This window comes from Cryobacterium serini (genome assembly GCF_004404025.1).
GTDB lineage: Bacteria > Actinomycetota > Actinomycetes > Actinomycetales > Microbacteriaceae > Cryobacterium > Cryobacterium serini.
Genome location: NZ_SOHN01000016.1, coordinates 1 through 14,055 on the forward strand (window position 1 = coordinate 1; position 14,055 = coordinate 14,055).

Sequence of the window (14,055 nt, forward strand, 5' to 3'; positions counted from 1 at the left end):
GAAGCTGGGGCAGCTGTGCGCCGAAGATGAGGATGGCGAGGGCGTTGACGAAGCCGACCATGACGCTGCGGGGGATGAACCGCATGAGCTTCGCGACGCCGATCAGGCTGAGCACGATTTGAAACACGCCGGCGAGGATGACCGTGGCGATGAAGTAGTCCATGCCGTAGTCGCGGGCGACGGGGGCGATGACGAGGGCGATCGCACCGGTGGCGGCGGTGATCATGGCCGGGCGGCCACCGACAAAGGCGATGGTGACGGCCATCACGAACGAGGAGAACAGACCGACCCGCGGGTCGACGCCGGCGATGATCGAAAAGGCGATCGCCTCGGGAATGAGCGCCATGGCCACCACGAGGCCAGCAAGAACTTCACGGGTGAGCAGGCGGGGCGTGCGCAAAGCGGTGAGAACGGAGGGTTCCGCTCGGTAGCGGTTGGGCGCGGTGGATTTGTCAATAATGGCCATGAGGCCTCCAAAAGCTGGGCCGGCTGTGCAGCCGAAATGGATACAGAAAGTTTGGGTGGGCGCCGCGGTGCGCACCTCCACCGGTCATCGAGGACAATGGTGGGAGAGTGGGCTCACAGATGAATGTCAGCCGACTCCTGCCACTCTACCGCCCGACGGCTTCGCCCGACTGATACGCATTCACCGATAAAATAGAAGTCACCTGCACGAGGAAGTGGTGGCAATTATTTGGAACCGGTCCCGGCGTCGTGCCGACGCTCGCGCGCACGTCAGTGAACCCGACGTGAACGCTGAGCTGCCCGACCTCGAACGCACGGTCGATGAAGGCCTGCTCATCGCGGTGTCGGCCGTGAGAATGGCCGTGAAAAACGACATTATCGTCGGAGCGCTGCGGGAGCATTTCGACTACGACTTTGCGCGGTACGCCGAAAACGCCCGCAGCGAATTGCATCGGCTGACTCGGCAGAATGAAGAGTATGCCCGACGGGTAAGCCGAATGGGGCGAGATCTCGCAGCGATGAAGTGGCGACCGAGTTTTACCGACGATCAGCGCCATGATCTCAAGCAGTTCGCGTTCAGGGTTCGCGTGCACGAGCGATTGACGCTCGCCCTCGACGCCGTGGCCGACGACAACGATCAGGTGGCGCGCATCGTGGCGAGCGCGCAACGATCAGCGAGCGAAGAGGTCAGTTCGGCGGTGTCGTCGAAGCTCATCGAATTGGCCGTCGACCCGCGCGCGCCCGACTACGCCGAACACCGCAGCGAACGGCTGGAAGCCTTCGTTCTGATCAACCTCGCGATTTTGCAGGCCAAGCACGACGCGGCGACCAACCCGGAATTCAATGAATATTAAAGAGCGCTGAGGTCGGTGATCGCCTGCGCTACCAGCCGGTCGAATGCCGGAGTGCTCAGCAGGGCAAAGAGCACGACGTTGATGATGACCGTAGCCCAGAACGCTTCTCGAAAGCTTTTCTTCTGGGTTTTGTGGCGCAGCACCTGCTGCGCCACAATCGCGCCCGGCCAGCCGCCGATGAAGCCCCAGAACAGCAGGGTGCGTTCCGATATCCGCCACCCGCCAAACTTCGCCCGCCGCTTGTCGACCGCGTAGAGCGTGAAACAGGTGAGACCAGTGACCAGATAGAGCCCGACCACCCAGAGCGGCCTTGGCCAGTACACGGCGCCGACGAGGTAAACCAGGACGAACATGGCGATCGCGAGGTAGCTGCCCCTGCCCGCTGCACGGCGGGAGCGGACGAAGGCCATACCCCATGCTAAAGGCTACGCGGGCCGTCATCATTGCCGCGCACCACCGGTGACACGCACGTCGGGGCGCTCGGCATGTGCACGAGGAACGACGCAAGAATCTGTCGAGGGTTCTCGGCGTACCACGGGGTTCAACGATTTGCTGATAGCTACCGATATTCCGGGTTCGGTTCGAACCCAAAGCGTTCGCCGCGGTCCCAATCTTGGCGAAGATTGCCAAAGGCTGGAATGCCACCGTTCTTTTTCAGGATCGAGGCGAGGTGCATGAGGTTCCAGCTCATGAAGGTCACGTTGCGGTTGGTGAATTCATTCTGAGGTCCCCCGGATCCTTCGTCGAGGTAGCTCGGGCCGGGGCCGATCTCGCCGATCCAGCCGGCATCGGCAGCGGGCGGAATGGAGTAACCGATGTGCTGCAGGCTATACAGCAGGTTCGCCGCGCAGTGTTTCACGCCGTCTTCGTTGCCGGTGATGATGGCGCCGCCAACCTTGCCGTAGAAAACATACTGGCCCTCGTCGTTGAATTCGCCAGAGTGGGCATAGAGCCGTTCAACGATGCGTTTGGTCACCGAGCCGTTGTCGCCGAGCCAGATTGGCCCGGCAAGCACCAGAATATCGGCGGCCTGCACCATGGAAAACAGTGACGGCCAGTCATCCGTTTTCCAGCCGTGTTCGGTCATGTCGGGGTAAACGCCGGTGGCGATGTCATGGTCGACGGCCCGAACCAGGTCTACGTGCACACCCTGCTCCCGCATGATGCGGGCACTGAGGTCGACGATGCCCTGGCTGTTGCTGACCTCGGGGCTGCGTTTGAGGGTGCAATTAATGAAGACGGCGCGCAGGCCGGAGTAGTCAAAGGATTCACGTTGCATCCGGTTAGTAAAGCACTGGCTGAAAAACGAGAAAAGGGGTTGATTTCTGCTGAACCGGGTGCGGTGTACCCCGCAGCGGCACGGAGCGCTCCCGATAACTGGTATAGTTTTCAAGTTGTCTCCGGGAATAACAGTTCGGAAGATTCACATGCGCTCGTAGCTCAACGGATAGAGCATCTGACTACGGATCAGAAGGTTGGGGGTTCGAATCCCTTCGGGCGCACAGATTCAGCCCCGTTCGACACTGCGTCGGACGGGGCTTTTTGTGCGCAGCCGCCTGAATTTCCGGCCTGGCTTAGAGCACGTCGGTAAGCTCGCTGGTATGCCTCCTCCCCGTTTTCTTTTTGCCGACCAACTTGGTCCCCACTACGACGACGGTGGGCCTATCGTGCTGGTCGAGGCGACTGCCGTGCTGGGGCGACGTACGTACCATCGGGCCAAAGCCCACCTCATACTCAGCGCACTCCGCCACCGCGCGCGCGCGCTGGGCGATCGCGCAGAGTTTCTGCAAGCCGAGCACTACCGGGACGTGCTCACGGGCCGTGACCTCGAGGTGATCAACCCCACCTCGTGGGGTGCACGCGCGCTGGTCGCCGAACTGGGTGCATCCGTCCTGCCGAGTCGAGGCTTCGTGACGAGCGAGCAGGACTTCGCCAGTTGGGCCGACGGCCGGCCGGTATCCCGGCTTGTGATGGAGCAGTTCTACCGCCACGTGCGCACGACCACCGGCACACTTATGCGTGGCCCTGAGCCGGAGGGCGGGCGCTTCAACTTCGATCACGACAATCGTCAGCCACCCCCCAAAGGTGCGACCAGCCTCGGCCTGCCCGACCCGTGGGCCCCGGTCGAAGACGACATCGACGAGGAGGTGCGCCGAGACCTCGACCGGCTCGTCGCCGAGGGCCGAGTGCACCTGATCGGAGCGGATGGCCCGCGCCAATTTGCGGCCACCCGCGCAGAAGCGCTCGCGGCGCTGGATGATTTCATCGAAACGCGACTGTCGGACTTCGGGCCCTTCGAGGATGCCTCGCTGATCGGGGACAGCACGATGGCCCACGCGAGGTTGAGCGTTCCACTCAACCTCGGCCTCCTGCATCCGCAGGAAGTTATCGACGCGGTCGTGACGGCCTATCACTCCGGTGGGGTGCCGCTGCCCAGCACCGAGGCCGTCGTGCGCCAAGTCATGGGCTGGCGGGACTGGGTGTGGCACCTGTACTGGCACCTCGGCGAGAACTACGTCGCGGAGAGCAACTTTCTTGGCGCCCATGAGCCGCTTCCACCGGCGTTTCTGGAGTTAAACGGTGACGCCGTCGAAGCGCGGTGCCTGAGCCACGTGCTCGATGAGGTTTCCCGCACCGGGTACGCGCATCATATCCAGCGCCTCATGATTCTGGGCAACTGGTCATTGCAGCGAGGCTACGAACCCTCGGCACTGTCGGATTGGTTCATCAATGCCTTCGTCGACGGAACACCGTGGGTCATGCCGGCCAATGTTGTCGGCATGTCGCAGCACGCCGACGGCGGTATTGTCGCGACGAAGCCCTACGCCGCCGGTGGCGCGTACATCTCGAAGATGACCGATTTCTGCGGGGGTTGCCGATTCAACCCGAAGATCCGGCTGGGGCCGGACGCTTGCCCGTTCACGGCCGGATATTGGGCATTCCTGGATCGCGTGGAGCCGCGCATCCGCGGTAATCACCGCATGGCCCAGCCGCTCGCCGGCTTGAGGCGGCTTGTGGACCGTGACGAGGTTGTGGCTCAGGAGCGCACGCGCACAGACTGGTAGGGGCCTATCCGGCAAAGGCGGTGCTCGGCAGGTCGCGCTCGCCAGAGATGATCGCGTCGACGACGCGTCGGGCGACATCCGCTGGCTGATAACCGGTAGGTAGTGGCGGTGCTGACCCCTGGATCGGCCTCGTGGCCAGTCCCGTTTCAGTATGGCCGGGTCGTGCATCAAGAAAACGGATGCCGTCCCGCCGCATTTCCCGGCCCGCCGCTTGCGCGAAGGCCGCGAGGGCTGCCTTCGAGGCCGAGTATGCCGCCATGTTCGCGGTAGGGCGCTCGCTCACAATGCCGCTGAGCGTGACAAAGAACGGGTCACGATGCGCGCCGGACGATTCGGTCAGAGCGGGACGGGCTGCACGGAGCAGGCGCATCGGTGCCGTCGCGTTTACCGCCATCAGGGTATCTATTGTTTCGTCAGCGACATCCGCCATGGGGCCGAACGCTACGACTCCGGCGGCGTTGATGATTCCGTCGAGACGGCCGTGAGCGGCGAGGGCGGCGGACACGAGCTGTGCGGCCGTGCCCGGTTCACTTAGGTCGCCAGTGACCGTCGCCCCAAAGATGCCGAGTGCGGCGAGACGCTCAGCGTTGCGCCCGTGCAGGGTGAGCAGAGCGCCCTCTTCGCTCAGAAGCTGGGCGATTTCGCGGCCTAAGCCACCGGTAGCGCCGACGATAAGAACAGATGAACCGGAGAGGGAAGTCATGGCTTCAGAGTAAACGAGATGCTGAGTGCTTGCGCAAGATTAGGGTTTTCACCCCCAAGCTGGGATAGCATCGACCGACGTGAGCATTGCTCAACCGGTCTGAGTTCGTTTTGTTCACAGGAACGGTACGTGCTTGCGCCCGAGTTTCTCACCGGGCAATGTTCGGGCGCCCGGTGAGGAAGGCATTCCTGCGAGGGATTGCCTCGGTGGGACGAGGGGTAGGGCCCTCGTTCCATCGCCCCATATCCCGACTAGTCGTGGAGCATCGAGTCGTCGCCGGGGCAATCGATACGCAGCTTGTCGCAGAGCATCGTCAGCTGTTGCAGCTCGAGTTCATTGAGCGTCTCGCCGATGCGCTGGGTAATAGAGTTCATGTGGTCAACGGCGACCCGCCGAAACAGCGCGAGGCCGGCATCCGTCAGCTCAATGATGGCGCCGCGCCCGTCGGCCGGGTCGGTGTGCTTGTGCAGGTATCCACGAGAAACCAACCGGTCGACCAGGCGGCTCACGCTCGGCTGGGTCAACAGCACGTGCTGGTTGAGTTCACGCAAGCGGATGCACCGGTCAGGCTGCCGAGACAGGTTGAACATCACGTCGTACTCGTTGAGCGAAATCTCCTTGGAGGGAAAATTCGCTGCCAGACTGCGCATAATGGCAACCTGAGCCCGAAAAAGGGACTCCCACGCGCCCACCGCAATCATCCGATCCACCACCTGCGGCTCCTCGCCTCGTTCACCACGTCGTTCTCCAAGAATAGAGACTCGACAAGGTCGGCATGCACCGCGGGTGACTGTGGCGGCGGCGACGGCTTGATCGGAGATTATCAGGTGCTGTGCATGAAACTCGCAGGAGATTTCCTCTACGAAAGGTGGCGCCCGTTACCGATTCGTTATATGTTTTAGGTGCGTCAACCGTTTGCTGTGGCGGACGACGTGAAATGTGATTGCAGGACACTCTTGGTGCAAGGGAAGAGGGTCAGTCGTAGCCTCTGCGACTGGCCCTCAGTCCGTTTAACAGGCATCTTGAGGGGTCGTCTAGAACAGGTCGGGGCTCGGCGTGGTCGACTGGCGAATGGCGACGTCCGCGTGGCGGTCAAAGCGGTAGCCCACGCCGCGTACCGTGCGCACGATGTCTTCGTAGCGACCGAGCTTGGAGCGCAGGCGGCGAACGTGCACGTCAATCGTGCGCTCGTTCGGGATGTCCTCCTCGTCGGCGGAGTTCCACAGTGAGGCAATGATCTCGGCACGATCGACCGTACGGCCCTCGCGTAGTACGAGGTACTGCAGCAACTCGAACTCTTTGTAGGTCAGTGCAGCGGTCTCGTTATCAAGGATGACACGCTTGCGGGAGATGTCCACGACGACGCCGCTATGGGCACGGTCCTGTTCCTCCGGCTCGGCACGGTGCTGGGCCAGGGCGGCGGGGTCTTGGAGGGCCAGACGCACGACGTCGACGTCCCGGCCGCCAGCGCCCTCCGGAGCGAGGGCGACGGCGGCGTACGTCTCGGCGGACGGAGCGATGTCGGCCGCGAGGGCTTTGAGCGCCTCAACGATGCGGTTCAGGCTGGTGCCGGCTGCGGCCGCTTTAGCCTCATCGATGCCGACGTAAAGCACGAAGCCGCGAGCCTCGGTGCCGGTCGGGACGGCGCGAATGCGTGGGGCGGCGACGGTCGGCGCCAGCGTCAGGTCGGGCCGGTTGAAGTGCGTGGGGCGATTGGCGTGAATGTGTGCGAGAGACATGGGAGGTCCTTGATGGTTCGATCGAAGGGGAGCCCGACGTAGCGCGAATGCGCGATCTCCGTCGGTGAAGGCTCGAGTTGGCCCCTGCGGGCCGGAGGTCGAATGCCCTAGAAGGCATTCGAGGCGTCGGCCTGACGATTCAAAGATCAGTCAGGCTGGGGACGCGGAGGGAAGTCTCGGTTAGCGGCACATTCGGCAACAGCGGATGGCGGGGGTGCCGGCCATCATCATGGCGGCAGTCCCGGGGGCCTCGAGGGAGGTCAGGGGGCGTGCGCTTGTTGTCATAACTGTGAGTAAAGCGGAATGTGACGCCGTGTGTCAATTTGACGTCGCGGTAAGTCTTCGCATGACGTGCACCACGTTCGCGGGGCTGCGTCCATTTCGGCGATTCGTTGCACCATCACGGTATTGCAAAATTTTCCAAGAGAAAACATCAAAAAATCGAAGATTATTGATATAAACCCGGCCTGGCGTGTCGCTGGTCGCAGGACCTGCATGCGTCGGCCGGGTTTATTTCGATCAGGTCGTCAGACCACGCCATACAGGCGGTCGCCGGCGTCGCCAAGACCCGGCACGATGTAACCCTGTTCGTCAAGTTTCTCGTCCACGGCGCCCAGCACGATCGTCACCTCGCGGCCCGCCAGAGCTTGCTCCACAGCGTCGAGGCCTTCCGGTGCGGCCAGAATACAGATCGCCGTCACGTCCACAGCACCACGGTCGAACAGAAAATTAATGGCAGCGATGAGCGACCCGCCGGTGGCGAGCATCGGGTCGAGCACAAAACACTGCCGATCCGACAGATCATCCGGAAGACGCTCGGCGTAGGTCGTGGGCTGCAGCGTCTCTTCGTTGCGGGCCATGCCGAGAAAGCCAACCTCGGCGGTGGGCAACAGCTTCACCATGCCCTCAAGCATGCCGAGGCCGGCGCGCAGAATTGGCACGACCAGCGGCTTCGGGTCGCTGATGCGCACGCCGTGAGCCGCCGACACGGGGGTCTGCACGGTGACCGCCTCCACGCGCACGCCGCGCGTGCCCTCATAAGCGAGCAGCGTCATGAGTTCTTCCACGAGTGATCGAAACAGCGGTGAGGGCGTGTCTTTATCGCGAAGCACGGTGAGCTTGTGCGTAATGAGCGGGTGGTCGGCAACGTGGACTCGCATAGGCTCAATTCTACTAGAGGCAAACCCCCGGTTTAAGGTGACAGATGCGCGCACGAGATCAGCACGCCGAGTGGATGCTGCTCGCCCTCACCGAAGCGCATGCCGCCCTGGTCTTTGACGACGTGCCTGTTGGAGCCATCGTCGTCGACGCTGCGGGCGCGGTTATCGGCCGGGGCCGCAACGAGCGGGAACGGCATCAGGATCCGACCCTGCACGCCGAAGTCGTCGCCATCCGGCAGGCGGCCGTGCACACCGGCGACTGGCACCTGACCGACTGCACCCTGATCGTCACGCTCGAACCCTGCGTGATGTGCGCCGGTGCGATCCTCGCCGCACGGGTGCCCACGGTCGTGTTCGGCGCCTGGGATGCGAAGGCGGGCGCCGTCGGATCGGTGTACGACGTGCTGCGCGACCGTCGGCTCAACCATCGCGTTGAAGTCTTCGCCGGCGTCAACGCGGTGGAGTGCGGCGCAATCCTCCGAGAATTTTTCGACAATCCAGCACGACGCACAGCCCGCTGAGGCCTATTCCAGCCCCTTGATCACAAAGGCATCGGTCGGCGGATTGGCCGAATTTGAATCAAAAAAGATGTCTGGCTCGAGATAGATCGTGCGTGCGAGCGGCACCGCAGTGCGAATACGAGTTTCGACGGCGTTGATGTCGGTGGCGACGTCGGCAAATCGGTGCTCGCCTTCGAAGGCAACCTTGGCGCCGACCAGGATCTCATCCGGCCCGAGGTAGAGCGTCTTGAGGTGAATGATGCGCTTGATTTCCTGGCCGTCGAGAATGGCCGCTTTGATGGCGTCGAGGTCCTTCTTGCTTGCGCCCTCGCCCACGAGAAGGCTTTTGGTTTCAATGCCGAGAATAATCGCGACCAAAACGAGCAGTGCGCCAATGGCGAGCGTGCCGACAGCGTCCCAGATCGGCTCATCCGTGACGATGGTCAGCCCGACGCCCACGAAAGCGAAGGCCAGGCCCGTAAGAGCCGCCACATCTTCGAGCAGCACGACGGGCAGTTCGGGGGCCTTCGCATGCCGAATGAACTGCACCCAGGTCTCATTTCCTCGCACATGGTTCGACTCTTTGATCGCGGTGCGCAAAGAGAACCCTTCCAGCACCATCGCGATGGCGAGCACCAGAATCGGCACCCAGGCATTTTCCAGCGGATGCGGGTTCTGCAGCTTGTCGATGCCTTCATAGAGCGAGAACACCCCACCGATTGAAAACAGAATGATCGACACCACGAAGGCGTAGACGTAGCGTTCTCGACCATAGCCAAACGGATGCTCCAGGTCGGCCCGCTTCTTCGCCTTGCGACCGCCCAGCAGCAGGAGCAGTTGGTTGCCGGCATCCGCTACCGAGTGCACGCCCTCGGCGAGCATCGAGGACGACCCCGACAGGCCCCACGCCACGAACTTGGTGACGGCGATGCCCAGATTGGCCGTGAATGCCGCCACAATTGCCTTGTTTCCGCCGGATGCGCTCATGAAATCATCTTAAGACCGCGCGTCTCCGGTCGCAGGTGGCGCCGGCGTGACGGTTTTGGGCACCCCAAAGCTGGGAAAAGTAGACTGATCGAATGACTTCCTCCCCGAATGTGACTCTGCCCACGATCGCCTTCCTCGGCGCCGGATCCATGGCTCGTGCCATTCTGGCCGGTCTGCTTAAACCCGGCGTGAACGTCGAGGGTGACATTCGAGTCACCAACCGCACCGCAGCGAAGGCCGCAGAGCTGGCCGACACCGAGGGCGTCACCGCCTACGCGACCGAGGTTGACGCTGACGCCAACCTCAAGGCCATCGACGGCGCTCAGATCGTCATTATCGCCGTGAAGCCTCACATGGTCGCCGATCTGCTCGACGAAATCGGCAACTCCCTCGCGCCGGGCACCCTCGTCTTGAGCGTCGCGGCCGGCGTGACGATCGACACCTTCGAATCGCTCCTGCCCGATTCCGTGCACGTCATCCGCACCATGCCGAACACCCCCGCCGTCGTCGGCATGGCCGTTACCGGCATCAGCGCTGGCACTCGATCCAACGACGTCGACCTCGAACTCACTCGAGCCCTGTTTGCGACCGTCGGCGATGTGCTGGTCGTACCCGAGAGCAAGCTCGACGCCCTCAGTACCATCTCCGGCTCCGGGCCGGCCTATGTGTTTTACCTGATCGAACAGCTCACCGAAACGGCTCGAAGCAAGGGTTTCACCCCCGAAGAGGCCGCTGTTATGGTCAATGGCACCTTCCTTGGTGCGAGCGCGCTCCTCGCCGTGTCCGACAAGTCGCCGAGCGAGTTGCGCCGCCAGGTAACCAGCCCGGCTGGTACGACCGAGCGGGCCGTTTGGGAACTCGAAAAGGGCGGCCTCAAGGAGCTCTTCGACACCGCAACGGATGCCGCTCTCGCCCGCGCGAAAGAGCTCGCCGCCTCCTAGGGCAGGCCTACAGCCCCTCGGCGATGGCCGCCGTCGCCTGCACCCACGCTGCGCGGGTGCGCGGCGCCAGTGCGTCGATTTTGAGCGGCCCGCCACCCACCAGCGAGGCATCGTAGGGAACGTCGACAACCGTGCGGGTGAGCTGTTGAAAGTGGTCGTGCAGACGCTTCGACAGCTGCTCATCAGCAGTTTTCGACGGCGACGCAAGCACAGTGACCGCCTCGGCGACCTTTTCGGCATGGCCCTTCTGCCGCAGGCCGTCGATCAGCGAGGCCGCACCGTAGCCGGTGTCCTCGCGAATGGTCGACACGATCACGAGCTGGTCGGCGGTATCGACCGCGGCTTCCCAGTTGCTGGCGCGCATATTGTTGCCGGTGTCGATGACCAGTATCCGGTAGAAGCGGCTCAGAGTCCGATGAAGTTTGCGGAAGGCGTCATCGTCGATGCTTGCAGCGCCCGCCGGATCGAGGTCGGAGGCGAGGGCGTCGAACTGGGCGTCGCCCTGCGATCGCACGTAGTTGTCGAGGTCTCCCACCCGGGAGCGGGAATCGCCGAACCGGTCGAGGTCGCGCAGCAGGTCGACGGCCGTATTGGTGTGCCGGGCAGCCTGGGCCCGCACGCCCAGCGTGCCCATGGTCTCGTTGTTGTCCCAGGCCAGGGTGTAGCCGCCGCGGTAGATGCCGAACGTGGCCGCGATGAGCAGCGTTGCCGTCGTCTTGTGCGCGCCTCCCTTGGGGTTGAGTACCACGATCGTGCGCGGGCCGTTCAGGCTGCGCTGCACGGCCCCAATGGCGGTGCGCTGCCGTTGTTCGGCGGGACTCGGCGTGGGGGAGACGAACCCGCCGCTGAGACGACGCAGGGCGCCCTGCCAGCCCAGCGCAGCCGGTCCGGCGGGGGCAGGTGGCCGCGAACTGAGAAAATCGGCCAGGTTCGGCACAGCGGGCGCGGCATCCGTTGCGGGTGTCACCAGAGATTCGAACAGGGCGGTAGGCGGCGCCGTAACGGGGGGCTGCATCAGCGTGGCAAATGGTATCGGCACCTCGAGGGGAGTCACGACCGGAACAGGCGCGGTGCGCGCCGGTTTCGGGTGGCCGGCCACGACAACCGGCCCGGCTGCCTCGACCCGCCCGTTGGGGTGCACCGTCAGCGGCCAATCGCCCTGCTCGTCGCTCACCTGCAGCAGAACCGATTGCCCGCGACGACGAGCGGTCTCGACCACGAGGCCGATGATCTCCTCGCGAACGCCGGCCTCATCGGTACTGGTGACGCGGTGCGGGGAGCCGTCAATGGTCACCTCGCCCGTCGTGTCAGTCTGAACCGTGGCGACGATGTCGGCCGGGGTGTTGGCGAGAGCGGGTACGTGGGGTGACATAGAAAGCCTTTCCGTTCACGCACACGAGCCGGCGCCAAGGCTCAGGTGAGCCGCGGCGAGAAGTGTCCGTAGTAGCAGAATAGCTGGTCGACTCCCCCGAATAGGGGGAGGACTATGAACCGAGCGCGGCAAACCGTTCGATATCGGCCTCGGCGCCCGACACGATGATGAGGTCATGGTTGGACACCACGGTCTCCGGAGTTGCGTAGGTAAACGGCTTGCCGGGGCTTTTGACGCCGACGACCGTCACGCTGTACTTGCGACGCACGCCCGAATCGACGAGGGCGAGGCCACGGATGGGCTTCGGTGGGTACATTTTCACGAGGGCGAAATCATCGTCGAATTCGATGAAGTCGAGCATGCGACCCGACACCAGGTGGGCGACGCGCTCGCCGGCCTCTGCCTCGGGGTAGATGACGTGGTTGGCGCCAATGCGTTCGAGAATCTTGCCGTGTGACTTGGAGATGGCCTTGGCCCAGATCTGTTGAATCTTTAGGTCTACCAGATTGGCGACGATCAGCACGCTGGCTTCCACCGACGACCCGACCGCGCAGACGGCGATCGAGAAGTCCTGGGCGCCAATTTGTTGCAGGGCCTCGAGGGAACGGCCATCCGCTTGCACGGCGTGCGTCACCCGCTCCGACCACTTCGAGACAAGGGCATCGCTCGTGTCGACGACGAGCACTTCGCGGCCCAGTCGGTCGAGCTGGCCGGCCGTGGCCGCGCCAAATCGTCCGAGCCCGATAATGAGCACGGGGGCGTCGTGTTTGATGCGATCAACCAACGATGGGTCTCTCTTCCGGGCGTTTAAACAGTTGCCTGCTGTGGCTCGCGGCCAGAGCTGCCGCGAGAGTCACTGTACCAACCCGGCCCATGAACATCGTTGCCGCCATAACGTAGACGCCTTCCGGCGGTAGATCGGCGGTCAGCCCGGTAGACAGGCCGCAGGTGGCGAAAGCACTGATCACGTCAAAAAGAACGATGTCGAAGGGTTGTTTCGAAATGTGCAGTATGAGAATGCTCGCGACTGCAACGGTGGTCGCGCCCCACAGCACAACGCTGACCGACAAGCGCAGAATGTCGCTCGGAATACGACGGCCGAACGCTTCCATTTCCTGCTTGCCGCGTGCTTCGGCAAACGCGGCGAGAAAGAGGATGGCCAGGGTCGTGACCTTAATGCCGCCGGCGGTCGACGCTGACCCGCCACCGATGAACATGAGCATGTCACTGAGCAGCAGGCTCGACCCGTGCAGGTCACTGATATCGATGGTCGCAAAACCGCCTGAGCGCGTCATCACCGACATGAACAACGATTGAAAGATGGTATCGCCGGCATTGAGCGACCCAAAAGTCTTGGGATTATCGAACTCGAGAATGATGTAAAAGATCATTCCGAGGATCATCAGGGCGATTGTCGTGACGAGTGTCAGCTTGACGTGTACCGACCAGCGGCGCGGTTTGCGCCAGCCGCGCGCGAACGCGTAGATCACCGGAAACCCAAGACTGCCCAGAAAAACACCGATCATGAGCGCGCCGAGAAACCAGTAGTCATCGGCGAACGGGGCGAGGCCCCCGGGGTTCGGGTTGAAACCGGTGTTGGTGAAGGCCATCGCAGCGTAGTAGAAACTGTGCCAGACCGCTTCGCCCAGGGATACACCGGCCTGCAGCATGCGGGGAAAAAGCAGCGCTGCTACGCCGACCTCAATGACGAATGCGCTGATTGCAACCGTGAGCAGCAGGCTGCCGACCTCGCCGAGGCGAATGGTCTGGCCCTCGTTCACCGGCCCGGCGTGAATGCGGGAGGGGTTGGAATCGCTCGCCGCCATCAGCTTCGCGCGCAGCCCGAGTCTGCGCGAGATGACCAGTCCCATCAGTGACGCGAGCGTCAATACGCCGATGCCGCCGATATTGACACCGACGAACACCAAAATATTGCCGAACGCTGACCAGTGGGTGGCCATGTCGACCGTGGCTAGTCCGGTGACGCAGATGACCGACACTGCCGTGAAAACGGCGTCGTGCAGTGGGGTGATCGTGCGATCCGCTGCGGCGATCGGTAGCGAAAACAACACGGTGAAGACCAGGATGAGCGCGGAGAACACCAGAATCGCAAACCGTGATGGCGACTTGTGGGCGAGCGAGTCCACTTCGTCGCGTATCCGCATCAGAATGGCGAGCGGGCGCGAAAAGAATGGTTCAGTTCCGGTTCTCAACGACACCTGGAACCCCCGATTAGCCTGCGACTATTGCCAGTTTGAAATGGTACTAC

The 14,055-nt window shown here is 62.9% G+C and carries 15 protein-coding genes and 1 tRNA gene; 5 read left to right on the top strand and 11 right to left on the bottom strand.

Going from position 1 to position 14,055, the window contains the following annotated elements; all coding sequences use genetic code 11:
* The coding region (locus E3T51_RS11955; protein WP_134530044.1) for a SulP family inorganic anion transporter at positions 1-466 on the bottom strand (466 nt) is incomplete at its 3' end.
* Positions 467-683: 217 nt separating this feature from the next.
* Between E3T51_RS11955 and E3T51_RS11960 the strand changes: the two genes are divergently transcribed.
* Positions 684-1,319, top strand: coding sequence for a hypothetical protein (locus tag E3T51_RS11960; protein ID WP_134530045.1), 636 nt, complete (start codon positions 684-686; stop codon positions 1,317-1,319).
* On the opposite strand, the gene E3T51_RS11965 is transcribed toward E3T51_RS11960, so the two are convergent.
* Both E3T51_RS11965 and E3T51_RS11970 read right to left on the bottom strand, forming a co-directional pair.
* A complete protein-coding gene (locus E3T51_RS11965) occupies positions 1,316-1,729 on the bottom strand; it encodes a DUF1294 domain-containing protein (RefSeq protein WP_241989305.1) in 414 nt (137 codons plus the stop codon). The genes E3T51_RS11960 and E3T51_RS11965 overlap by 4 nt on opposite strands.
* A gap of 149 nt (positions 1,730-1,878) precedes the next feature.
* Positions 1,879-2,598, bottom strand: coding sequence for a flavodoxin family protein (locus E3T51_RS11970; RefSeq protein ID WP_134530046.1), 720 nt, complete (start codon positions 2,596-2,598; stop codon positions 1,879-1,881).
* A gap of 150 nt (positions 2,599-2,748) precedes the next feature.
* Between E3T51_RS11970 and E3T51_RS11975 the strand changes: the two genes are divergently transcribed.
* Together E3T51_RS11975 and E3T51_RS11980 are read left to right on the top strand one after the other, a co-directional pair.
* A tRNA-Arg gene (locus tag E3T51_RS11975) sits at positions 2,749-2,821 on the top strand.
* A gap of 99 nt (positions 2,822-2,920) precedes the next feature.
* Positions 2,921-4,384 carry a cryptochrome/photolyase family protein gene (locus E3T51_RS11980; RefSeq protein ID WP_134530047.1) on the top strand — a complete coding sequence of 488 codons (1,464 nt, stop codon included), beginning with the start codon at positions 2,921-2,923 and terminating at the stop codon, positions 4,382-4,384.
* Positions 4,385-4,388: 4 nt separating this feature from the next.
* On the opposite strand, the gene E3T51_RS11985 is transcribed toward E3T51_RS11980, so the two are convergent.
* From E3T51_RS11985 to upp, 4 genes are all read right to left on the bottom strand, one after another.
* On the bottom strand, positions 4,389-5,087 hold the full coding sequence (locus E3T51_RS11985) for an SDR family NAD(P)-dependent oxidoreductase (RefSeq protein WP_134530048.1): 699 nt from the start codon (positions 5,085-5,087) through the stop codon (positions 4,389-4,391).
* A gap of 251 nt (positions 5,088-5,338) precedes the next feature.
* Positions 5,339-5,737, bottom strand: a complete 399-nt coding sequence (locus E3T51_RS11990; RefSeq protein ID WP_241989306.1) for a MarR family winged helix-turn-helix transcriptional regulator — start codon at positions 5,735-5,737, stop codon at positions 5,339-5,341.
* A 384-nt stretch (positions 5,738-6,121) separates the two neighbouring features.
* The gene (locus E3T51_RS11995) at positions 6,122-6,826 is read right to left on the bottom strand and encodes a winged helix-turn-helix domain-containing protein (RefSeq protein ID WP_134530049.1); all 705 of its coding nucleotides are present in this window, start codon (positions 6,824-6,826) and stop codon (positions 6,122-6,124) included.
* Positions 6,827-7,353: 527 nt separating this feature from the next.
* Positions 7,354-7,986, bottom strand: a complete 633-nt coding sequence (gene upp, locus E3T51_RS12000) for a uracil phosphoribosyltransferase (RefSeq protein WP_134530050.1) — start codon at positions 7,984-7,986, stop codon at positions 7,354-7,356.
* Positions 7,987-8,030: 44 nt separating this feature from the next.
* Between upp and tadA the strand changes: the two genes are divergently transcribed.
* Complete coding sequence (gene tadA, locus E3T51_RS12005) at positions 8,031-8,507, top strand: tRNA adenosine(34) deaminase TadA (RefSeq protein ID WP_206751177.1); 477 nt, start codon at positions 8,031-8,033, stop codon at positions 8,505-8,507.
* A gap of 3 nt (positions 8,508-8,510) precedes the next feature.
* Here tadA and E3T51_RS12010 read toward each other — a convergent pair whose 3' ends face one another.
* Positions 8,511-9,473: a cation diffusion facilitator family transporter gene (locus tag E3T51_RS12010; protein ID WP_134530051.1), complete on the bottom strand. Its 963-nt coding sequence runs from the start codon at positions 9,471-9,473 to the stop codon at positions 8,511-8,513.
* A gap of 92 nt (positions 9,474-9,565) precedes the next feature.
* Between E3T51_RS12010 and proC the strand changes: the two genes are divergently transcribed.
* Positions 9,566-10,414 (top strand): pyrroline-5-carboxylate reductase, encoded by an 849-nt coding sequence (proC, locus tag E3T51_RS12015; protein ID WP_134530052.1) that lies wholly within the window; start codon positions 9,566-9,568, stop codon positions 10,412-10,414.
* Positions 10,415-10,421: 7 nt separating this feature from the next.
* On the opposite strand, the gene E3T51_RS12020 is transcribed toward proC, so the two are convergent.
* From E3T51_RS12020 to E3T51_RS12030, 3 genes are all read right to left on the bottom strand, one after another.
* Entirely contained in the window at positions 10,422-11,786 is a 1,365-nt protein-coding gene (locus E3T51_RS12020; protein WP_134530053.1) for a MinD/ParA family ATP-binding protein, read from the bottom strand.
* Positions 11,787-11,898: 112 nt separating this feature from the next.
* On the bottom strand, positions 11,899-12,570 hold the full coding sequence (locus E3T51_RS12025) for a potassium channel family protein (protein WP_104190710.1): 672 nt from the start codon (positions 12,568-12,570) through the stop codon (positions 11,899-11,901).
* Complete coding sequence (locus tag E3T51_RS12030) at positions 12,563-13,951, bottom strand: TrkH family potassium uptake protein (RefSeq protein WP_134530054.1); 1,389 nt, start codon at positions 13,949-13,951, stop codon at positions 12,563-12,565. Before E3T51_RS12030 ends, E3T51_RS12025 begins: the two co-directional genes overlap by 8 nt.
* Positions 13,952-14,055 lie beyond the last annotated feature (104 nt).